At 70.4% G+C, this 20,506-nt stretch carries 18 protein-coding genes; 11 read left to right on the top strand and 7 right to left on the bottom strand.

Going from position 1 to position 20,506, the window contains the following annotated elements; all coding sequences use genetic code 11:
- Window positions 1-133: 133 nt before the first annotated feature.
- Window positions 134-1,855 carry a purine-cytosine permease family protein gene (locus ACFWFI_RS09265; RefSeq protein WP_387387396.1) on the bottom strand — a complete coding sequence of 574 codons (1,722 nt, stop codon included), beginning with the start codon at window positions 1,853-1,855 and terminating at the stop codon, window positions 134-136.
- A gap of 198 nt (window positions 1,856-2,053) precedes the next feature.
- Entirely contained in the window at window positions 2,054-2,806 is a 753-nt protein-coding gene (locus ACFWFI_RS09260; protein WP_387387395.1) for a GntR family transcriptional regulator, read from the bottom strand.
- A gap of 278 nt (window positions 2,807-3,084) precedes the next feature.
- On the opposite strand from ACFWFI_RS09260, the gene ACFWFI_RS09255 reads away from it, so the two are divergent.
- Window positions 3,085-4,440, top strand: coding sequence for a glycoside hydrolase family 18 protein (locus tag ACFWFI_RS09255; protein WP_387387394.1), 1,356 nt, complete (start codon window positions 3,085-3,087; stop codon window positions 4,438-4,440).
- A gap of 156 nt (window positions 4,441-4,596) precedes the next feature.
- Here the strand turns inward: ACFWFI_RS09255 and ACFWFI_RS09250 are convergent, their stop codons facing one another.
- Window positions 4,597-5,079: a cupin domain-containing protein gene (locus tag ACFWFI_RS09250; RefSeq protein WP_387387393.1), complete on the bottom strand. Its 483-nt coding sequence runs from the start codon at window positions 5,077-5,079 to the stop codon at window positions 4,597-4,599.
- A gap of 89 nt (window positions 5,080-5,168) precedes the next feature.
- Here ACFWFI_RS09250 and ACFWFI_RS09245 point away from each other — a divergent pair, with 89 nt between their 5' ends.
- From ACFWFI_RS09245 to ACFWFI_RS09235, 3 genes are all read left to right on the top strand, one after another.
- The gene (locus ACFWFI_RS09245) at window positions 5,169-7,778 is read left to right on the top strand and encodes a glycosyl hydrolase family 65 protein (protein WP_387387392.1); all 2,610 of its coding nucleotides are present in this window, start codon (window positions 5,169-5,171) and stop codon (window positions 7,776-7,778) included.
- A gap of 69 nt (window positions 7,779-7,847) precedes the next feature.
- Entirely contained in the window at window positions 7,848-9,077 is a 1,230-nt protein-coding gene (locus ACFWFI_RS09240; RefSeq protein ID WP_387387390.1) for an LmeA family phospholipid-binding protein, read from the top strand.
- A gap of 110 nt (window positions 9,078-9,187) precedes the next feature.
- The gene (locus ACFWFI_RS09235; RefSeq protein WP_387387425.1) at window positions 9,188-10,000 is read left to right on the top strand and encodes an alpha/beta fold hydrolase; all 813 of its coding nucleotides are present in this window, start codon (window positions 9,188-9,190) and stop codon (window positions 9,998-10,000) included.
- Window positions 10,001-10,044: 44 nt separating this feature from the next.
- Here ACFWFI_RS09235 and ACFWFI_RS09230 read toward each other — a convergent pair whose 3' ends face one another.
- Window positions 10,045-10,719, bottom strand: a complete 675-nt coding sequence (locus ACFWFI_RS09230) for a TetR/AcrR family transcriptional regulator (RefSeq protein ID WP_387387388.1) — start codon at window positions 10,717-10,719, stop codon at window positions 10,045-10,047.
- A gap of 118 nt (window positions 10,720-10,837) precedes the next feature.
- Here ACFWFI_RS09230 and ACFWFI_RS09225 point away from each other — a divergent pair, with 118 nt between their 5' ends.
- Window positions 10,838-11,356 carry a hypothetical protein gene (locus tag ACFWFI_RS09225; protein WP_387387386.1) on the top strand — a complete coding sequence of 173 codons (519 nt, stop codon included), beginning with the start codon at window positions 10,838-10,840 and terminating at the stop codon, window positions 11,354-11,356.
- 616 nt (window positions 11,357-11,972) lie between these two features.
- Window positions 11,973-12,554, top strand: coding sequence for a Uma2 family endonuclease (locus ACFWFI_RS09220; RefSeq protein ID WP_387387384.1), 582 nt, complete (start codon window positions 11,973-11,975; stop codon window positions 12,552-12,554).
- A 106-nt stretch (window positions 12,555-12,660) separates the two neighbouring features.
- Here ACFWFI_RS09220 and ychF read toward each other — a convergent pair whose 3' ends face one another.
- Complete coding sequence (ychF, locus tag ACFWFI_RS09215) at window positions 12,661-13,749, bottom strand: redox-regulated ATPase YchF (RefSeq protein WP_387387382.1); 1,089 nt, start codon at window positions 13,747-13,749, stop codon at window positions 12,661-12,663.
- Between the two features lie 230 nt (window positions 13,750-13,979).
- On the opposite strand from ychF, the gene ACFWFI_RS09210 reads away from it, so the two are divergent.
- Window positions 13,980-14,588, top strand: a complete 609-nt coding sequence (locus ACFWFI_RS09210) for a DUF6542 domain-containing protein (RefSeq protein WP_387387381.1) — start codon at window positions 13,980-13,982, stop codon at window positions 14,586-14,588.
- Between the two features lie 3 nt (window positions 14,589-14,591).
- Here ACFWFI_RS09210 and ppgK read toward each other — a convergent pair whose 3' ends face one another.
- Both ppgK and ACFWFI_RS09200 read right to left on the bottom strand, forming a co-directional pair.
- The gene (gene ppgK, locus ACFWFI_RS09205) at window positions 14,592-15,329 is read right to left on the bottom strand and encodes a polyphosphate--glucose phosphotransferase (RefSeq protein ID WP_387387379.1); all 738 of its coding nucleotides are present in this window, start codon (window positions 15,327-15,329) and stop codon (window positions 14,592-14,594) included.
- Window positions 15,330-15,424: 95 nt separating this feature from the next.
- The gene (locus tag ACFWFI_RS09200) at window positions 15,425-16,465 is read right to left on the bottom strand and encodes a 4-hydroxy-3-methylbut-2-enyl diphosphate reductase (RefSeq protein ID WP_387387378.1); all 1,041 of its coding nucleotides are present in this window, start codon (window positions 16,463-16,465) and stop codon (window positions 15,425-15,427) included.
- A 78-nt stretch (window positions 16,466-16,543) separates the two neighbouring features.
- On the opposite strand from ACFWFI_RS09200, the gene ACFWFI_RS09195 reads away from it, so the two are divergent.
- The 4 genes from ACFWFI_RS09195 to ACFWFI_RS09180 all read left to right on the top strand — a co-directional run bounded on the left by ACFWFI_RS09195 (window position 16,544) and on the right by ACFWFI_RS09180 (window position 20,463).
- On the top strand, window positions 16,544-17,893 hold the full coding sequence (locus ACFWFI_RS09195; RefSeq protein WP_387387376.1) for an APC family permease: 1,350 nt from the start codon (window positions 16,544-16,546) through the stop codon (window positions 17,891-17,893).
- A gap of 30 nt (window positions 17,894-17,923) precedes the next feature.
- A complete protein-coding gene (gene xseA, locus ACFWFI_RS09190) occupies window positions 17,924-19,135 on the top strand; it encodes an exodeoxyribonuclease VII large subunit (RefSeq protein ID WP_387387375.1) in 1,212 nt (403 codons plus the stop codon).
- A 40-nt stretch (window positions 19,136-19,175) separates the two neighbouring features.
- The gene (locus ACFWFI_RS09185) at window positions 19,176-19,433 is read left to right on the top strand and encodes an exodeoxyribonuclease VII small subunit (protein ID WP_387387373.1); all 258 of its coding nucleotides are present in this window, start codon (window positions 19,176-19,178) and stop codon (window positions 19,431-19,433) included.
- A 439-nt stretch (window positions 19,434-19,872) separates the two neighbouring features.
- Window positions 19,873-20,463: a malonic semialdehyde reductase gene (locus tag ACFWFI_RS09180; protein ID WP_387387371.1), complete on the top strand. Its 591-nt coding sequence runs from the start codon at window positions 19,873-19,875 to the stop codon at window positions 20,461-20,463.
- Window positions 20,464-20,506 lie beyond the last annotated feature (43 nt).

Raw genomic sequence — 20,506 nt, 5'->3', positions numbered from 1 at the left:
TATGCCCGAGCGTACGCCTGACCTTTACTCAGCGGATGCGTGTTTACACAAAGAGACACGCATCCGGCCACACCAAAGGGGGCGCACTCTCCCGAATGCGCCCCTCTTGCGTCCGCTCTCGACAGCTCTCCCGTCAGCCCGCCGGGGTCCGCACGACGGGCATCGGCATCAGCACCGGGCCTGCCCCGGGCTCCTTGCGGCAGACGTCCCCGCACTCCGCGTCCAGTGAGCAGCACAGGGAACAGATCGGCCCCGACCGGACCGGACAGTCCGCGATGTCGGGCAGTTCGTAGGCGGTCTCGCACACCGCGCAGGTGTGCGTGGCGGTGATGTCGGCGATCTCGACGTCCGGGCCGTTCACCGGGTTCGGCCGGGCCAGGTAGTACTTCCCCTTCGTCAGCCAGGCGATCGACGGGCAGAGGATCAGGGAGAGCCCGGCCGCGATGAAGGTGGAGAACGCCTCGGCGTACCTGCCGAACAGCCCGAAGAAGGCGAGGATCGAGACGGTCGACGCGATCACCATCGCCCCGAAACCGGCCGGATTGACGGCGTAGAGGTAGGCGCGCTTGAACTCGATGTAGCGGGGGCTCAGCCCGATCCGCTTGTTGATGACCAGGTCGGCGGCGACGGCCGCGATCCAGGCGATGCCCACGTTGGAGTAGAAGCCCAGCAGCTTGTTCAGGGCCGCGAACATGTTCATCTCCATCAGCGTCAGCGCGATGACGAGGTTGAGGAAGATGTACCAGACCCGGCCCGGGTGCCTGTGTGTGATCCGGGAGAAGAAGTTCGACCAGGACAGCGAACCGCTGTAGGCGTTGGTCACATTGATCTTGACCTGGGAGACGATCACGAAGACGGCCGCGGCCGGAAGCGCGAACGAGCCGAGCCAGGGCTTCAGGGCCTCGATCTGCGGCGCGATCGGCTCCAGCGCGTGCGTCCTGCCGACCGCCTCCAGCGCGACGAAGGCGAGGAAGGCGCCCCCGAGCTGCTTCGCGGCCCCGATGACGACCCAGCCGGGACCCGCGGCGAGAACGGCGAGATTCCACCGCCGCTTGTTGCCCTCGGTCCTGGCCGGCATGAAGCGCAGATAGTCGGCCTGTTCACCGATCTGGGCGATGAGCGAGAGCGCGACGCCCGTACCGAGCCCGAAGGCGATCCAGGAGAAGCCCGGCGCGGCCCCCTCCGTGCCCGTGAAGGAGCTGAACGCTCCCCAGGAGCCGGGGGATTCGACGGCGAGCACCACGAAGGGCAGCACCATGCCGATGATCCAGACCGGCTGGGTCCAGGCCTGCACCTTGGCCAGCGCGCCCATGCCCCGGAACACGATCGGGATGACGATCAGCGTGGTGACCAGATAGCCGGCCTCGACGGGGAGTCCGACGGCCTGGTGCATGGCCTGCGCCATGATCGAGCCTTCGAGCGCGAAGAAGATGAAGGTGAAGGACGCGTAGATCAGCGAGGTCAGCGTCGACCCGAAGTATCCGAAGCCCGCCCCTCGGGTGACCAGGTCCATGTCCAGGCCGTACTTCGCGCACGCCCGGGCGATCGGGATGCCGGTGAGGAAGATGATCGCCGCCGCGGCCAGGATCGAGGCGAGCCCACTGGTGAATCCGTAGGTGAAGACGATCGACGCACCGATCGCGAAGTCCGCCAGGTACGCGATGCCCCCGAGCGCCGTCCCCGCGACCATCGAGGGCGACCAGCGCCGGAAGGAGTGCGGCGCGTAGCGGAGGGAATAGTCCTCGCGGCTCTCGTCGGCCGCGAGCTTGGCATAGCTGCGTCGGGGCGCCCGGGGGCCTTCCTGCGGCTCCTGTTGCGGCGCTTCGCCCGTCGCGGGCGTTGCGATGTCCGTCATGACTTCCCGTTCGTCGGTCCGGTGTGCGGTGACGAACGGGAAGTTAGGACTTGGACATGACAACTTGTTACGGCGGACGGTTGCCCGCCGGTTACGTACGGCGCGCGACTGTTAACTCCGCATCACAGGGGGCGGACAAGCCGTCGCTCCCAGCGGTCACCACAGCCGTCCCACCTGTCACCCCGGGCGCTCCGGCGGTCACTTGACCGGCAGATGGTAGGCAATCCGGTAGCGGTCGGCGGGGACGACCACATCGGCCGTCTCCACCGCCAGCCCCGACGCGTAGTACGTCCGCCCGATCACCATCACCACATGACCCGGCACACCGCCGAGCGCCAGGAGCTCCTCCGCCAGCCCGGGGCGCGCGCCGACCTCCTCCGCCACGTTGTCCACGACGAGGTCGATCGCCGCCATGCGGTCGACGACACCGCAGCCGCCCAGCGGGCCCTCCTCGGGCAGCATCACCGGGGTGCGCCCCGTGACGGCCAGGGGCTCCCAGGACGTGGACAGCATCATCGGCTCACCCGCCTCCCGGAAGATGTACCTCGTGCGCATCACCCGGTCGCCCGGCTCGATCCCGAGCCGCTCGGCGATCTCGACGCTCGCCCCCTCCTGCTCGCTGCGGGACTCCCAGGTCCCCCGCACCCCTTCCGCCGTCTGCTCCTGACGGAACGGACTGGCTCCCGCTCCCGGCCGGTAGCCGGAGCGGGCGATCCGGCGGGGAACCGGACGCGCGCGCACATACGTACCCGAGCCCGACCGCCCCTCGACGAGCCCTTCGGCCATCAGCACCTTGCGCGCCTCCAGCGCCACGGTGTCCGAGACCCCGTACTCCTCACGGATGCGGGCCTGCGACGGCAGGCGGGTATGGGGCGGCAGCGCGCCGTTGACGATCTTCTCCCTGAGATCGCTCGCCACGCGCAGATAGGCGGGCTGCTCACCGAAAGGCACAGGCCACTCCCAACAGGTTGACAGACAGCAACAGCGTCGCAACCGTCGGTTGAGTACCGCAAGCACGGGCCAGAGTTTCACTCGAAGTGATGATTCCCCGCCCACCAGCGCATACCTGACCCAGGCGCGCCCCAGGTACGCCCCGGACCCTTGACCCTTTTTGGTCCAGACCAATACCTTCCTGTGCACAGCACGGCTCCCGCTGCCCCGCAGCACCCGGAACACACTCCGGGCCCGCTCCCGGAACCCATCCCGGACCACGCACAGGAACGAGCCCCATGCGCCGAAGAACCCTGACCGGACTGACCACCGCCGCCTGCGCCCTGACCCTGCTGGCCGGCCTCGCCCCCGCCGCCACCGCGGACGGAGCGGGCCACGACCGCGGTACGGGCCACCACGACCGCGCGTACCGAACCGTCGGCTACTTCACCCAATGGGGCGTCTACGGACGCGACTTCCAGGTCAAGGACCTGGACACCAGCGGCTCCGCGGCCAAGCTCACCCACATCAACTACGCCTTCGGCAACGTCAGCGCCGAAGGCCGGTGCTTCACGGGCAACGTTCCCGGCGAGGCCGACGCCTGGGCGGACTACGCCCGTCCGCTGGACGCCGCCGGATCGGTCGACGGCGTCGCCGACACCGGCACGCAGCCCCTCGCGGGCAACTTCAACCAACTGCGCGAGCTCAAGGCCGAGCATCCCGGCCTCAAGGTGATGATCTCCCTGGGCGGCTGGAGCTGGTCCACCCACTTCTCGGACGCGGCCCGCACCGCCGCCTCACGCAAGGCGCTCGTCTCGTCGTGCATCGACCTGTACATCAAGGGCAACCTGCCCCAGGACGGCGCGCGCGGGGGCGACGGAGCCGCAGCCGGCCTCTTCGACGGCATCGACCTCGACTGGGAGTGGCCCGGCTCCGCCGGCGACACGGACACGGTGTACCGCCCCGAGGACAAGCGGAACTTCACGGCCCTGGTGCACGAGTTCCGTACCCAGCTCGACGCCTACGCGAAGAGCAGCCGGAAAGGGAAGGCGAAGCCGAAGCACTACGAGCTGTCCGCCTTCGTCCCCACCGCGCCCGCCAAGATCGATGCGGGCTTCGACGTGCCCCGGATCATGCGGGACTTCGACTTCGTGAACCTTCAGGGCTACGACTTCCACGTCTCCGGCGAGACGACGACCGCCCAGCAGTCCGCGCTGTACGCCAAGGGCGACTTCAGCGTCGACCAGACGGTCCGTGACTGGACCGGGCGCGGCGCCCCGGCCCGCAAGCTGGTGATGGGCATGCCGTTCTACGGCCAGGGCTGGACCGGCGTCACCGGGGGCGGCGACGGGCTCGGCCGGCCGGCGACGGCGCCCGCGCCCGCGACGTACGCCGCGGGCTACGAGGACTACAAGGCGCTCAGGAAACTGGCCGACTCCGGGCAGTACACCGTGCACCGCGACACCCGCAACGGCCACGCCTGGCTGTTCGACGGCACGACCCTGTGGACGTACGACGATCCGCAGGTGCTGCGCGCCAAGACCTCGTACATCCGCGACCGCGGTCTGGGCGGGGCGATGTTCTGGTCTCTGGACGGCGACACGGACGACGGCGAGCTGATGTCCGCGGTCGACCGCGGGCTGCGCCGACGCTAGAACGCCGGTGGGGCCGCGCGGGGCAGCCGCCTCGCGCGGTCACCGCCGGGACCGGATCGCGGGCAGGACAGGGAAATGGATCCGACCCGTTGAGGCCGTGTCCCCACCGGCCGCCCGCGTGCGGCCCTCAGGACGGGCCTCGTGCCGTAGGGAGTGTCAGCCCGTCCAGTACGTGTCGTGCTTGATGAAGAACTCCGCCCGCTCCTTCTCCGGCCAGTCGGAGACCTGCCCCACCTTCTCGAAGTACTCCTCGCGGGGCGCCCCTGGCGTGAAGAGCAGCAGCATCGAAGCGGGTTCGTCCGAGTCGTTGCGGAAGGCGTGCAGGCCGCCCTGGGGCACATACAGGAAGTCACCGGCCGTGGTGTCGGTCCATCGCTCGCCGTTGTAGATCCGCACCGTCCCTTCGAGAATGAAGAACGACTCGGAGATCGACCGGTGGAAGTGCTCTGCCGGCCCGCCCGCCCTGGGGCCCATGTTGATCCGGTACAGCCCGAATTCGCCGTGCGTCGATTCCGTCGTGGCCAGGTAGTGGGTGCTGCCGCCGGTTCGTGTCAGCAGATTCGGGGTGGTGTCGGCCGGACGGTACTGCGCGTTGATCTCGCCCGCACCGTCCGTGTAGACGGGTTCCGGATACGACATGCCGCTCTCCTGCCTCCGGTCCTGGACCGGCCCGCTCGTCCCGCGCGCCGGAACCGCGCCGGCAGCGTGGCGTTCCCTACCTTCGTACGGTGAGCCTCAAGCGCATCTCTCTCCTCGCGCCCCTGATCGCGGGCGCGCTGACCGCCCCTCCGCCACCGCTCTCGTACGCCGCCGGACCCGCCCCGGCCCCCGTGTGCGGCAAAACCGGCACTCCCTCCGACGCCTCGTGGGCACCGACGTCCACCACCTTCGGCGAGGCCCAGGGATACGACCCCTATGTCGGCAACGGCTACCTGGGCCACCGGGTGCCCGCCACCGGCGCCGGATACGCCGCCACGGGCGAGAAGACGGGCTGGCCCCTCTACACCCCACGGTACGACGGGGCTTTCGTCTCCGGGCTGTACGCCCGGGACAAGGGCCTGGCCGAGGGCCGTGAGGTGATCGCCGCGCTGCCGTCCTGGACCACGCTCGACGTGCGCGTCGGCTCCGAGACGTACGGCTCCGCGACCCCCGCCGGCCGAATCTCCCGCTACCGCCAGACCCTCCACCTGCGCTGCGGCGTCGTGGTCACCTCCCTGCGGTGGACCACGGCCGACGGCCGCGCTACCGACCTGACCTACGAGGTGCTGGCCGACCGCTCCGACGTGCACACCGGCGCCGTACGCCTGCGGATGACGCCGCACTGGAGCGGCACCGCGACGGTGACGGGCCGGCTGGACGAGCGGGGGGCGCGCCGGGTCACGGTCGCCGGCGACGGCACCTTCCGCACGCTCGGCACCGGCACGGAGGGGGCGATCGCCCAGCGGGGCACCGACGGCGCCCGCACCACCCGGGTCAGGGCCGGCCGCTCGTACACCTTCGAGAAGTACGTGGGCGTCGACACCTCTCTCACCTCCCGGACCCCGCTCTCCTCCGCCACGGCGGCGGCGGAGCGCGCGGCACGGCGCGGCTGGGCCGGGGTCCTCGCCGGCAACACCGCGGCCTGGCGTCAGGCCTGGGCGTCCGACGTCAGGGCGCCGGGCAGCCCGGACCTGCAGGCCTGGCTGCGGGCAGCGCAGTACGGCCTGCTCGCCAACACCCGGCCCGGCTCGTCGGACAGCATCGCCCCGGCAGGGCTGACCAGCGACAACTACGCGGGCATGGTGTTCTGGGACGCCGAGACCTGGATGTATCCGGGGCTGCTCGCCACCCGCCCCGAGCTGGCCCGCTCGGTCGTCGAGTACCGCTACCGCACCCGGGACGCCGCCCGCGCGAACGCCGAGAAGCTGGGCTACGCGGGGCTGTTCTTCCCCTGGACGAGCGCGAGCAAGGGGCGCCTGGACTCCGAGTGCCAGAGCTGGGACCCGCCGCACTGCCTCACCCAGAACCACCTCCAGGGCGACGTCGCGCTCGCCGTCTGGCAGTACTACCTGGCCACCGGCGACCGTGCCTGGCTCGCCGACCGGGGCTGGCCGCTGCTGAAGGGGATCGCCGACTTCTGGCAGTCGCGCGCCACTGCGAATTCCGACGGCAGCTACTCGGTGGAGAACGTCGCGGGCCCCGACGAGTACAGCAACGGTGTCACGGACGGCGTCTTCACCAACGCGGTCGCCGCCACCGCCCTGCGCGACGCCACCCGCGCCGCCGCGGTCCTCGGGCACCCGGCACCCGCCGGCTGGACCCGGGTCGCCGACGGGCTGCGCATCCCGTACGACGCCGAGCGGAAGCTGTTCCTCCAGTACGCCGGCTACAACGGCTCGACCATCAAGCAGGCCGACACGGTTCTGCTGGTCTACCCGCTGGAGTGGCCGATGGCAGAGGGCGCCGCCGCTGCGACTCTCGACTACTACGCCGCCCGCACCGACCCGGACGGCCCCGCGATGACCGACTCGGTGCACGCGATCGACGCCGCCACGATCGGGGAGCCGGGCTGCGCCACGTACACCTACCTCCAGCGCGCCGCACGCCCGTTCGTCCGTGGTCCGTACAACCTCTTCTCCGAGGCGCGGGGTGAGAAGTCCGGCGCCCAGGACCCGCTCTCGGGCTTCCCCGCCGAGGACTTCCTCACCGGGAAGGGCGGCTTCCTCCAGGTCTTCACACACGGTCTGACCGGACTCAGGCTGCGCGAGGACGGCGTACGCCTCGACCCGCTCCTGCCCCCGCAGCTCCGCGAGGGCGTGGAGCTGACGGGGCTGCGCTACCGGGGCCGTACGTACGACGTCGCCGTCGGCCCCCGGACGACAACGGTCCGGCTCACGGACGGGGCACCGTTCACCGTCCACACCCCGGCGGGCCCGCGCCGCCTCTCCGGCACCCTCACGCTCCCCACCCGCCGCCCCGACCTCACCCCGACGTCCGACGCGGCCCGCTGCCGCCCTGCGACGGCCACCTCCGAAGCCCCCGGTCTCTATGCCGAGGCGGCGGTGGACGGCAGCCGGTCGACCTCGTGGTCACCGGACGGAGCGACGGGCACGCTGACGGTGGCCCTGCGCCACGTGACCCGGATCGCCTCGCTCACGCCTCGCTGGACGGACATCGCCCCGGCCTCCCACACCCTGGAGACCTCCCTGGACGGCCGCACCTGGCGTCCGTACCACCCGGGCGACGTGGCCAGGCAGGTCCGGCTGTCGGTCAGCTCCGCGGATGCGGAGAAGCCGCCGGGGGTGAGCGAACTGACGGTCCGCACGGACGGCGGAGAGCGGAGGACCGAGGAGGACTGACCGTGAATTAGATCGCTTACTGCCGGTTCGGGTTGTGAGCGGGGATGGTTCCCGTGTTCGGATGAGGTGATGCACACCCCGCACCGCATGGATCCGCATCACCACCCCCACGACCGATCCGCAGCGCCCCGCAGCCCCTACGAGGAGCTCGGAGCCCTCGCCGACCCCCCTCCGGGCGAGTTCCCCGGCGAGGACACCGCCCGGCGGAGGGCAGGGCGCGAGCGGGAGCAGACCCCACACGTGGACCACCGCGGCGCCCGGCGCCGGCGCCGCCGTTTCGCAGCACTGCCGCTGGCCGCGAAGGCGGTGGTGGGCCTGGTCGTCCTCACCGCCTTCCTCGCCCTGGCCGACCGCTGGGCCGTGCTGTTCGCCGAGCGGAAGGCAGCCGACACCCTCAAGAGTCAGCTGGACCTGACAGCCGCCCCCGAGGTGGAGATCGGCGGCTTCCCCTTCCTCACCCAACTCGCCGACAAGAAACTGGATTCGGTGCAGGTGACCGTGCCGGACGTCGCGGCCGACCGGGTGTCGCTGGCGAAGGTGTCGGCCACGGCGCACGACATCCGGCTGAACGCCGACGGCCTCACGTCGATACGCGGCGCCGACATTCCCAGGCTCGACGGCGACGTCCTGTTGTCCTTCGCCGACCTCAACCGCGAACTCGGCGCCTCACAGGTGTCGTTCAGCGGGGACGGCAGCGACCGGGTCAAGGCCCGGGGCACCCTGCCGGTCGCCGGGCACGACCTGCGGGTGCACGCCGAGGCCACGATCAGGCGACAGGCCGAGCGGGGCATCGCCACGGAGATCGGCGGCATGCGTCTGGACATCGGGGATCTGGCCACGTACCGCCCCGGCCCGCGCGCCTCGGACGGCCTGCACCTGACACGTAAGGCGTCCGCCGACCTCGCCCGGGAGACCCGCAAGGCGAAGGCGCTGCTGTCGGTCCCGGCGATCGTCCAGCGGCTGGGGGTGCCGGAGACGACCGTGCGCGAGAGCCTGAGCGACGACGGCAAGCTCGCAGAGCTGACCGGCTCCCCGCACTTCGCCCGTCAGGCCCGGAGCCTCGACCTCATCGACCTGGCCAAGGACAACCCCGAGGTGCTCAGCGACCTGGGCCTGGACCCCGACCTCCTCGACTCCCTGTCCCGGCTCACCCGCCCGGTCCTCGCCGACAGGCTGTCCCTGGCCTTCGAACTGCCGGAGCCCGAACGCGGGGACGTACGCCTGCGGGACGTCCGCGTCGGGGAGGACGGGATCCGGGTGCGGCTCACGGGTTCGGAGCTGTCCGTGGGAAGCTCCTGAGACCGCGGGCGGGGTCCGGGCTGAATCCGTCAGGGATTCCGCGCGGCCTCCGGCGCAGAACCGAAAAGCTCCACGCCTCCCCTGGTCCCGGCGTTACATTGCCCTGTGTGATCAAGACGACGGTCAACGGCGTGAACATCCATTACGACGACCAGGGCCCCTCGGACGGCATACCCGTGGTGCTCGTGCACGGCCATCCCTTCGACCACACCATGTGGGCCCCTCAGGTCGCGGCGCTCACGGCAGCCGGCTACCGGGTCGTGACGCCGGACCTCCGCGGCTACGGCGGCAGTGAAGTGGTGCCGGGAGTCAGCCTGTTCTCCGACTTCGCCGATGACATCGCCGCGCTCCTCCACACGATCGGCTTGCAGCAGGTCGTCATCGGCGGTGTCTCGATGGGCGGCCAGATCACCATGGAGTTCCAGCGGACCCACCCGGAGCGGGTGCGCGGGCTCATCCTGTCCGACACCTCCCCGGTCGCCGAGACCGAGGAGGGCAAGGCCTTCCGCAACGCCCTCGCCGACCGGTTCCTCAGGGAGGGCATGGGCGGTTACGCGGACGAGGTGATCGACAAGATGATCGCCCCGTACAACGTCACGGCCCGCCCGGACGTCGCCGAGCACGTCCTGGCCATGATGCGCGGCACCGCCCCGGAAGGCGCCGCGGCCGCACTGCGCGGACGGGCCGAGCGGCCCGACTACCGCGACACCCTCGCCGGGACCTCGGTGCCCGTCCTCATCCTCGTCGGCGCCGACGACGTCTACACGCCGGTGAGCGACGCCCAGGCCATGCACGACCTGATCCCGTCCGCCGATCTCGTCGTCATCGATCAGGCAGGACACCTCCCGGGCGCCGAGCAGCCCGACGCCTTCAACGCGGCGCTCCTGAACTTCCTCGACACCCGCGTGGCGACCGGCGGCTGAGAACTGCCGTGGAGGTCACCCAGGGCCGAGGTCCGCGTGCGGCTTCACGCGAGGGTGCGCTGCGCCAAGCCGTCCAGGAGGGCCTGGAGCCCGAACCCGAAGGTGTCGTCGGGCGCGGCGGCGTAGGCGCTCGCGGCTGAGGTTCCCAAGCGGGCGCGCAGGCGTGGGTGCCGCATCGCGATCTCCTGGGCCTTGGCCATCGCGTCGTTCAACTGCTCCTCGGCGTCGGAACGGCCCTCGCCGAGCCTGCGCGTGAGTGAGGAGGCGGCTGCCGCGCCGGCCGCGTTGCCGAGGACGTAGGTGAAAACCGCCGCGGTGGCCCGGTCGGCCTGATCGGGGCTGAAGCCGGCGGACTCGTAGACGGCGAGGTGGTGGTCGTCGTGGCGGGCCTTGCTCTCGCCGTAGACGACGTGCGCGGCCAGGACCTGCACCAGCCAGTGGTGCCGGCTGAACATCCCGTACAGGTCGGCGGCCATGGCCGTGGCGGCGTCGCGCCAGTCGGGCATGCCCAGGCCGGGCAGCACGAGCTCACCCCACACCCGGTCGGTGGCCAGCAGGACGAGGTTGTCCTTGTTCTTGACGTGCCAGTACACGGCCGTGGCGGCGGAGTCGAGCCGTTTGCCCAGGGCGCGCATGTTCAGGCCTTCGAGGCCCTCGCTGTCCAGGAGCTCGACGGCGGCACGGACGATCTGGTCGCGGGTGAGGGTGTTGCGCGGCATGTCCTTACAGTACGCAGCCAGTTGCACAAAGTTCAAGAAACCTCTTGCACGGCGTTCAAGTGCCGGGATACCGTCACGCCACAGGGAGTTGAACTAAGTGCAAGTCGAAGGAGAACCCGTGAACGCCCTCGCCGCATCCATGCAGTTGCTCGTCGCCGCCGCCTTCGTCAGCATCCCCGTGGTCCGCCACCGCTACGGCCCTTCCGCGAAAGCCGCCGCGGTCGCAGAGCTGCGCCGCCAGGACGTCCGCCCGCAGGTGCTGGAGGAGAACAAACTGCGGTTCGACGCCGGCGGCCATGAGACGGCGGCCCCGGTGACCGTCGCCGCGACAATGATCGTCACCGCCGTACTCAACTTCGCCGGAGCCGAGTCTGCGCAGTTGCTGACCTGGATCTTCTCGTCGCTGGTCCTGCTGATGAACGCAGCCATCGTCCACAGCAACCTCACCGCGGTGAAGTCCGTCGAGGCCGCCTTCCGCCGCAAGGGCGATCCGGAGCTGGCGCGCGTCGACGTCGCACCCTTCCTCCAGGCTGCCGAGAACGCCTTTCCCGCCTGGGTCCGCGCCCAGACCTACCTGCGCAACACGGCTGTCTTCGCCGGCTCCGTCATCGCCTTGGCCGCCGTCTCCCTCGCCTGACGGCGCTCCGGGAAATGACCAGGGGCCCGACCCCGAAGAGCCGGACCCCTCCTGGCCTGCATGTTCGCCAGATGAGCCACTGGTCACAGGTCAGCGACTACACGTTGAAGCGGAATGCCTGGAGCCTGATCCTGACCTGCGGCGGAGCTCCGTCCAGGGCCCTGACCTGGGGTTTCCTCGTTGGCATGCATTGGCTCCCGACGGCTGTTTACGGGTGTCCTGCGGACTGGCCGGGGGTGCCGAGGCAGAGAAGTCCATGGCGCACCGGCCAGACCGCCAACGAACGCACAGAGCCGAGCCGGTGACGAAACGCTCGCCTGGTCGGATGCGCACGGCCGGGACGCGAAGAGTGTGTACTTCACGCGCCAGGAGACCTGGCGCGCCTGGAGGAGCTCGCCGGGTGGAAGCGCGGCATCACCTCGGTGGGGGTTGTCGTGTGGGGCACGAAGCGCCACCCCGACCAGCCCGCCCCTCGAAGTTCTCGGACGAGGTGAGTCCCTGATGAGCGTGCAGCGCGGGCGTGGACAGACGGCCCGCGTGCGTGACGAGGGCGGTTCTCGTTTCGGCCGTCGTCGACCTCGTGGCCCGGACCTCGCTGAGTCGCTACGGTTGAGCCATGACCGCACTGCCCGACTGGATGCGCCCGCCCCGCGCGGAAGGCTGGTTCGCGGAGGACCTGGACCGCCTCCCGGAAGCACCGCGCCACACCGAGCTGATCGACGGAGCCCTCGTCTTCATGATGTCCCCGCAGCGGTGGTGGCACGGCCATCTCGTCACGATGCTCACCGTGGCCCTCATGGAGCAGGCGCCGGCCGACGTAAGGGTCGGACGGGAGATGACCATCAAACTCGATCAACGCAATCGGCCCGAGCCGGATCTGCTGGTGACGACGGCCGACTTCGACGGTGACCGCACCTGGTTCGCACCGGATGAAGTACGACTCGCCGTCGAGGTGGTCTCCCCCGAGTCCGCACACCGGGACCGCACGGTAAAGCTCCACAAATACGCAGAGGCCGGCATCCCGCACTACTGGCGCATCGAGGACGAGGACGGAGCACCCGTCGCCCACGTCTACGAACTTGACGAGCCGACCGCCACCTATGTACCCGTTGGCATCTTCAGGGGCTCGCTCAACCGTCCGGTGCCCTTCGAGATCAACCTCGACCTGGAGAAGCTCGCTCCACCCCGCCGCGGCTGAGCCGGCACCGAGTCAGCACGGAAATGCGGTAGGGGCCGGACTCACCCAAGTCCGACCCCTCTGACCAGCATTCTTGACGAAATGCTAGCTTGCAGTAACCAACCCGCTACACGTTGAAGCGGAACTCCACCACGTCGCCGTCCTGCATCACGTAGTCCTTGCCCTCCATGCGCGCCTTGCCCTTGGCGCGGGCCTCGGCGACCGAGCCGGTTTCGACCAGGTCCTCGAAGGAGATGATCTCCGCCTTGATGAAGCCCTTCTGGAAGTCGGTGTGGATCACACCGGCCGCCTCCGGAGCCGTCGCGCCCTTCTTGATCGTCCAGGCGCGGGTCTCCTTCGGGCCTGCCGTGAGGTAGGTCTGGAGGCCCAGGGTGGCGAAGCCGACGCGGCCGAGGGTGGCCAGGCCGGGCTCTTCCTGGCCCATGGACTGGAGGAGCTCGAGGGCCTCGTCGTCGTCGAGCTCGATCAGCTCGGACTCGATCTTGGCGTTGAGGAAGATGGCCTCTGCCGGGGCGACCAGGGCGCGCTGCTCGTTCTTGAAGTCCTCGTCGACCAGCTCGTCCTCGTCGACGTTGAAGACGTACAGGAAGGGCTTCGTCGTGAGCAGGTGCAGCTCGTGGAGCAGGCGGCCCTTCTCGGTGCCGGCCGTGATGCCCCGCGAGAAGAGCGTGTCGCCCGCTTCGAGGATCTTCTGGGCCTCCTCGACGGCGGCGAGGACCGCGACCTTGTCCTTCTGGAGGCGGGCCTCCTTCGTCAGGCGCGGGACGGCCTTCTCGACGGACTGGAGGTCGGCCAGGATCAGCTCGGTGTTGATCGTCTCGATGTCGTCCTTGGGCGAGACCTTGCCGTCGACGTGGACGACGTTCTCGTCCTTGAAGGCGCGGATGACCTGGCAGATCGCATCGGACTCGCGGATGTTCGCGAGGAACTTGTTGCCCAGGCCCTCGCCCTCGCTCGCGCCCCGCACGATGCCCGCGATGTCGACGAAGTCGACGGTGGCGGGGAGCAGCTTCTGCGAGTTGAAGATCTCGGCGAGCTTGTTCAGGCGGGGGTCCGGGACGCCCACGACGCCGACGTTCGGCTCGATGGTGGCGAACGGGTAGTTGGCCGCCAGCACGTCGTTCTTGGTCAGGGCGTTGAACAGGGTCGACTTGCCGACATTCGGCAGGCCGACGATTCCGATCGTGAGCGACACTTTGGCGACTTCCTGAAGTGAGGAGAGGGGCTGTGCGGGCGGGCCGGCGAGCGGACCGATTCTCCAGTTTACGGGCGGGGCCGGGCGGCCCGTCACGGGTGCGGAGGCGGAGGCCGGTCCGGGGCCGAACGGGCCTGTTTCGGCCGTGCGGGATCGAACGCAACGCCAAGGTAGGCCAAAACGCGTGTCCAACGCCCGAAAGAGTGCACCCGGCGACCTAGGTTGTCGGGGTGGAGCAGCACAGGACACGTACCCCGCAGCGCAGGCAGCCCGCGCAGGCTCAGCCCGCCCCGCCCGGCGGCCTCGGCGAGGTCACGGCCGCAGCCGCCTATCCGGTGACGGTCACGGTGGCCCCGGCGACGGGCCCGGGGCCGGGTCCCCGGCCCGGCGGCGTCCCGCCCGTGATTCTGGCGCTGCGCAGATTCCCCAACCCCAGGCTGACCGGCATCGGCGCCGGGCTCTTCGCGGCGCTGACCATGTTCCTGCTGGCCTGCGTCGACTGGCTGCTCTTCGGCGGTTCGGAGATCGTGTACGGGCTGCTGTTCCTGCCCGTCAGCGCCTTGACCGCCTTCTGGGTGCGGCCCGCCGACCTGGTGACCGCCCCGATCATCGTCCCCATCGCCTTCGCGGTCGGCGTGATCCCCATCGCCGGGGGCACCGGCGGCTTCGGCGGGCAGGCGATGGCCGTCGTGACCGCGCTCGCCGTCCATGCCGGCTGGCTGTACGGAGGCACACTCGTCGCGGGTCTCATCGCCACCGTGCGGAAGATCCGGCAGATGCGGGAGCGGCAGCGTCACCTGCTCAGGGCCGACCGGGCTGCCCGCCGCCCCCGCACGTAAGGACTACTTCCCGGCGGCCGCCATGGCCGCTCCGACGATGCCCGCGTTGTTCTGCAGCTCGGCCGGGACGATCTCGGCGCGTACGTGCTCGATGAGCGGCAGGAACTTCTCCGCCTTGCGGCTGACACCGCCGCCGATGATGAAGAGCTCGGGCGAGAACAGCATCTCCACGTGGACCAGGTACTTCTGCACCCGGTGCGCCCAGTGCTGCCAGCTCAGGTCCTCGTCCTCCTTGGCCTTCGTGGAGGCGCGCTTCTCCGCGTCGTGACCGTGCAGCTCAAGGTGGCCGAGCTCGGTGTTGGGGATCAGATGCCCGTCGGTGAAGACCGCGCTGCCGATGCCTGTGCCGAGGGTCAGCATGATGACCGTGCCCTTGCGGTCACGGCCGGCCCCGAAGGCCATCTCGGCGATACCGGCCGCGTCGGCGTCGTTGAGGATCGTGACGGACTGCCCGATACGGTCACTGAGCAGCTTCCGGGCGTCCGTGTCGATCCAGCCCTTGTCCACGTTGGCCGCGGTCCTGGTGATGCCACCGGTGACGACTCCGGGGAAAGTGATGCCGACCGGCCCCTGCCAGTCGAAATGGCCGACGACCTCGGCCACCCCGTCGGCCACGCTCTCGGGCGTGGCCGGGTGGGGTGTCAGTACCTTGTGGCGCTCCTGCGCCAGCTCTCCGCGGTCCAGGTCCACGGGCGCGCCCTTGATCCCTGAACCGCCGATATCCACACCGAAGATCTCCATGCGATCCACGGTACGGGCAGGTGGCGCGGATCACTCCCCGGAAGGGCGATCCGGGCGGCGTGCCCGGGTCACCCACCGGAGAGCGCGCGCTCCGGTCACTCCGCGGAGAGCGCGGCGGCCTCGGCGCGCAGGTCGCGCCGGAGCTCCTTGGGCAGCGAGAAGGTGATCGACTCGTCTGCGGTCTTCACCGTCTCCACGTCCGCGTAACCCCGCAAGCCCAGCCACTCCAGCACTCCGTCGACGAGGACGTCGGGCACCGAGGCGCCCGAGGTGAGGCCGACCGTGGTGACGCCCTCCAGCCATGCCTCGTCGATCTCGTCGGCGAAGTCCACCAGGTGGGCGGCCGGAGCGCCGGCGTCCAGGGCGACCTCGACCATGCGGATCGAGTTGGAGGAGTTCTTCGAGCCGACGACGATGACCAGCTCGGCGTCCTCGGCCAGCTTCTTCACCGCGACCTGGCGGTTCTGCGTGGCGTAGCAGATGTCGTCGCTCGGCGGGGAGAGGAGGTTCGGGAACTTGTTCTTGAGCGCGCCGACCGTCTCCATCGTCTCGTCGACGGAGAGCGTGGTCTGGGAGAGCCAGACGACCTTCGACTCGTCGCGGACCTCGACGTTGGCGACGTCCTCGGGCCCGTCGACCAGCGTGATGTGGTCGGGGGCCTCACCGCTCGTGCCGATGACTTCCTCGTGGCCCTCGTGACCGATCAGGAGGATGTCGTAGTCCTCCTTGGCGTAGCGGACGGCTTCCTTGTGGACCTTGGTGACCAGCGGGCAGGTCGCGTCGATCGTGGCGAGGTTGCGCTCGGCGGCCTCCGCGTGGACCGTCGGGGCCACACCGTGCGCGGAGAACATCACGATGGAGCCCTCGGGCACCTCGGCGGTGACGTCGACGAAGATCGCGCCCTTCTTCTCGAGCGTCTGCACGACGTACTTGTTGTGCACGATCTCGTGACGGACGTAGATCGGGGCCCCGTACTGCTCCAGGGCCTTCTCGACGGCGATCACGGCGCGGTCCACGCCCGCGCAGTAGCCACGGGGCGCGGCGAGCAGGACACGGCGGCTGTCACTGCTGCGCGAAGCGCCTCCGCTCGGGACGGTGGCGGGTGACGGGCTGGGCGTTGCAGTCATGCGTCCCATCGTAAGGCCGTACCGAACAGGCGCCGGATCAGCGGGGTCGGGAGACTGAGGCGTACGCAATCCAGCGACGGAGGCTTCATGGCGGGCAGCGGCAGCAGCGTGGGCGAGGGAAGGCTGCGGCGCACACTCGGGTTCCGGGACCTGGTGGTCTACGGACTGCTGTTCATCGCACCCATGGCCCCGGTCGGCGTGTTCGGCACGCTGGACGCCAAGTCCGACGGGGCCGTGGCGCTGGTGTACCTCGTGGCGACCGTGGTGATGGCCTTCACGGCGTTCAGCTACGCCCAGATGGTCCATGTCGCCCCCCTCGCCGGATCCGTCTTCGCGTACGCCCGCAAGGGGCTCGGGGAGGGGCCCGGGTTCATCGCGGGCTGGATGGCGATGCTCGACTACCTGCTCATCCCGGCGGTCGCCTACCTCTTCTCCGGGATCGCGATGAACGCACTGGTCCCCGAGGTGTCCCGGTGGGTGTGGACGGCGATCGCGGTCGTCGTGACGACCCTGCTCAACCTCTGGGGCGTACGGGCGGCGGCGCGGGTGGGCTTCGCGGTGCTCGCCATGGAGATCGTGGTGCTGCTGGTCTTCGTGGTGTCGGCGGTGGTGGTGCTGGCCAGGGACGGGGCCCAGCGCGGCTGGCTGACGCCTCTCACCGGGGACACGGGATTCTCGATGACCGCGGTGCTGGGGGCGGTGTCCGTCGCCGTGCTGTCCTATCTGGGCTTCGACGCGATCGCCTCGTTCGCGGAGGAGGTGACGGGGGGTTCCGCGAAGGTGGCGCGGGCGGTGCTGTTCTGTCTGGTGCTCGCCGGCGTGCTGTTCGTGGTCCAGTCGTATCTGGCGGCTCTGCTGGAACCGGTGAGCTCGGCGGAGCTCGCGGCGGATCCGGTGAAGCAGGGGTCCGCGTTCTACGACGCGGTGGATGTCTCGGTCGGGACCTGGCTGCACGACCTGGTGGCCGTCAGCAAGGCGATCGGTGCGGCCTTCGCGGCGCTGGCCGGGCAGGCGGCGGCCGGCAGGCTGGTGTTCGCGATGGCCCGGGAGCGGCGGCTTCCCTCGCTCCTGTCCCAGGTCGACGCCAAGTCCGGCGTGCCGCGTGTGGCGATCATGGGCGCCGCGGTGGTGACGCTGGTCGCCGCGGTGTGGGCGGCCCGGCGCGACGACGGGCTCGACCATCTGGTGTCCGTGGTGGACGTCGGCGCGCTCACGGCGTTCGTGCTGCTGCACGCGTCGGTGGTGGGCTGGTTCGCGGTGCGCCGGATGGAGGGGCCGCCGAGCTGGTGGCGCCATGTGCTGATGCCGGTGGTGGGCGCGGCCGTCCTGGTCGCGGTGATCCTGGAGGCGACGACGAGCGCCCAGCTGGTGGGGCTGGCCTGGCTGGGGATCGGACTGGTCGTGCTCGCGGTGCAGTGGGGGCGGCGGGCCGCCTGATTGTCGGCACCGGCCGATACGCTCGCCCGTATGGCTCTCACTACGTCCCCGGAAGCCCCGCTGCCCGTCGGCGACGTGTCACGGCTGATCGGCGGGTGGATCGACCGGCTCGGCGCGGTCTGGGTGGAGGGGCAGATCACCCAGCTGTCGCGACGGCCCGGTGCCGGGGTGGTGTTCCTGACGCTGCGAGACCCGTCCCACGACATCTCGGTGAGCGTGACCTGCTTCCGGCAGGTCTTCGACCGGATCGCCGATGTGGTGACGGAGGGCGCGCGGGTCGTCGTCCTCGCCAAGCCCGAGTGGTACGCCCCCCGCGGGCAGTTGTCCCTGCGGGCCACGGAGATACGGCCGGTCGGCATCGGCGAGCTCCTGGTGCGGCTCGAGCAGCTGAAGAAGTCGCTGGCGGCCGAAGGGCTCTTCGCCCTGGACCGGAAGAAGCCGCTGCCTTTCCTGCCGCAGCTGATCGGCCTGGTCTCCGGGCGGGCGTCGGCGGCGGAGCGGGATGTGCTGGAGAACGCGAGGCGACGCTGGCCCGCGGTGCGCTTCGAGGTGCGCAACACCGCGGTGCAGGGCGTGCACGCCGTGAATCAGGTGGTCCAGGCGGTCCAGGAGCTGGACGGGCTGCCGGAGGTCGATGTGATCGTCGTCGCCCGCGGCGGCGGCAGCGTCGAGGACCTGCTGCCGTTCTCCGACGAGGCCCTGATCCGGGCGGTGGCCGCGTGCCGCACACCGGTGGTCTCCGCCATCGGGCACGAGCCGGACTCTCCGCTGCTCGACCTGGTGGCCGACCTGCGGGCTTCGACGCCGACGGACGCGGCGAAGAAGGTCGTGCCGGACGTCGGCGAGGAGCTCGACCGCGTCCAGCAGCTCCGGGACCGGGCGCTGCGGACCGTGCGCGGGCTGATCGACCGGGAGGAACGGGGGCTGGCACACGCGCTGGGCAGGTCCTCCATGGAGCGGCCGCAGCGGATGGTGGACGAGCGGGAGGCGGAGGTCGACGCGCTGGTCGGGCGGAGCCGCAGGGTGCTCGGGCATCTGCTGGACCGCGCCGACTCGGAGCTCGCGCACACCCGGGCCCGGGTAGTGGCGCTGTCGCCCGCGGCGACGCTGGAGCGGGGATACGCGGTGCTGCAGCGGCCGGACGGCCATGTGGTGCGCTCCCCCGCGGATGCCGGGGCCCCGGGCGAGGAGCTGCGGGCGCGGGTCTCCGAGGGCGAGTTCACCGTACGGGTCGCGGAGTGAGGGGCCGGGTTTGTCGGAGGCCGCGCATAGGGTGGTCGGCATGACGGACGACGGGACGACGACGGCTGCCGCGACGGGCACGCTCGGGTACGAGCAGGCGCGGGACGAGCTGATCGAGGTCGTACGCCGCCTGGAGGCGGGCGGCACGACGCTGGAGGAGTCGCTGGCCCTGTGGGAGCGCGGCGAGGAGCTGGCGAAGGTGTGCCGGCACTGGCTGGAGGGCGCGCGGGCCCGGCTGGACGCGGCGCTGGCGCGCCCCGAGGAGCCCACTGAAGCCGGCGGCGACTCGGACCGCTGAGGGCTGTCCGGTAATGCCCGGTGGGTCAGCGCGCGGCGTCGGATGCGGTGCATCGCAAGGCGGAGAGGCGTCCTCATACTGGCGTATTCGGGCGATCCGACAATGCGGCGAGGTGCCGTAGCTGTCGTCGTGCGCCCGCCGGGGATCACGGGACAGCCCTCAGGGCCTGTCGTTCGGATCATCCCGGGCTCGCTTGCCCTGGCACCGCTCCCTGATCCAGCCTGATCCGAACGAAAGACCCTGTCCCTCGGGGACCGGAAGGCCGCGCGCCCCGGAAAGCCGTCGGAGGCCGGCGGCACGGACTGAGGAGCGCGGAGGCGTTGCGGGTGCGTCTGTGCGGTGGATCACTCCGGGACCGATTTAGTTGAACTTTAATCTATTCCTCGGCTACGGTGATCACATCGCTTGACCCGTATACGTCCGGAAGGTAACGCCCCAGATGTCCCTCGTTCTTGACCCCGCCGCCCAGGACCTCCTCTTCCGCGAGGCCCGCACTGCCAACACGTTCACCGACGAGCCGGTGACCGACGAGCAGGTCCAGGCGATCTACGACCTGGTCAAGTACGGACCCACGGCCTTCAACCAGTCGCCGCTGCGCGTCGTCCTGGTCCGCTCGGCCGAGGGCCGCGAGCGTCTGGTCAAGCACATGGCCGAGGGCAACCGCCCGAAGACCGCGGCCGCCCCGCTGGTCGCGCTCCTCGTCGCGGACCACGAGTTCCACGAGGAACTCCCGGCGCTCATGCCGCACTTCCCGCAGGCCAAGGACGCGTTCTTCTCCGAGCGCCCGGTCCGCGAGCAGTCCGCCGGGCTGAACGCCGCACTGCAGGCCGCCTACTTCATCATCGGCGTCCGCGCCGCCGGCCTGGCCGCCGGCCCGATGACCGGCTTCGACGCCGCGGGCATCGAGAAGGAGTTCCTGGACGGCGACCACAAGCTGCTCATGGCCGTCAACATCGGCAAGCCGGGCGAGGACGCCTGGTTCCCGCGTCTGCCGCGCCTGTCGTACGACGAGGTCGTCACGACCGTCTGATTCCCCGCCCGGAACCAGCAGAAAGCCCCGCGACGCCGAGCGT

The sequence above is a fragment of the Streptomyces sp. NPDC060209 genome, assembly GCF_042728155.1.
Lineage (GTDB): Bacteria > Actinomycetota > Actinomycetes > Streptomycetales > Streptomycetaceae > Streptomyces.
This window is presented reverse-complemented; position numbering and strand designations above follow the sequence as displayed.

Coding starts and splice junctions, on each gene's coding strand:
- ACFWFI_RS09265 (WP_387387396.1), bottom strand. CDS start 1,855: ATGACGGACATCGCAACGCCCGCGACGGGCGAAGCGCCGCAACAGGAG.
- ACFWFI_RS09255 (WP_387387394.1), top strand. CDS start 3,085: ATGCGCCGAAGAACCCTGACCGGACTGACCACCGCCGCCTGCGCCCTG.
- ACFWFI_RS09250 (WP_387387393.1), bottom strand. CDS start 5,079: ATGTCGTATCCGGAACCCGTCTACACGGACGGTGCGGGCGAGATCAAC.
- ACFWFI_RS09240 (WP_387387390.1), top strand. CDS start 7,848: ATGCACACCCCGCACCGCATGGATCCGCATCACCACCCCCACGACCGA.
- ACFWFI_RS09230 (WP_387387388.1), bottom strand. CDS start 10,719: ATGCCGCGCAACACCCTCACCCGCGACCAGATCGTCCGTGCCGCCGTC.
- ACFWFI_RS09220 (WP_387387384.1), top strand. CDS start 11,973: ATGACCGCACTGCCCGACTGGATGCGCCCGCCCCGCGCGGAAGGCTGG.
- ppgK (WP_387387379.1), bottom strand. CDS start 15,329: ATGGAGATCTTCGGTGTGGATATCGGCGGTTCAGGGATCAAGGGCGCG.
- ACFWFI_RS09200 (WP_387387378.1), bottom strand. CDS start 16,465: ATGGGACGCATGACTGCAACGCCCAGCCCGTCACCCGCCACCGTCCCG.
- ACFWFI_RS09195 (WP_387387376.1), top strand. CDS start 16,544: ATGGCGGGCAGCGGCAGCAGCGTGGGCGAGGGAAGGCTGCGGCGCACA.
- xseA (WP_387387375.1), top strand. CDS start 17,924: ATGGCTCTCACTACGTCCCCGGAAGCCCCGCTGCCCGTCGGCGACGTG.
- ACFWFI_RS09185 (WP_387387373.1), top strand. CDS start 19,176: ATGACGGACGACGGGACGACGACGGCTGCCGCGACGGGCACGCTCGGG.
- ACFWFI_RS09180 (WP_387387371.1), top strand. CDS start 19,873: ATGTCCCTCGTTCTTGACCCCGCCGCCCAGGACCTCCTCTTCCGCGAG.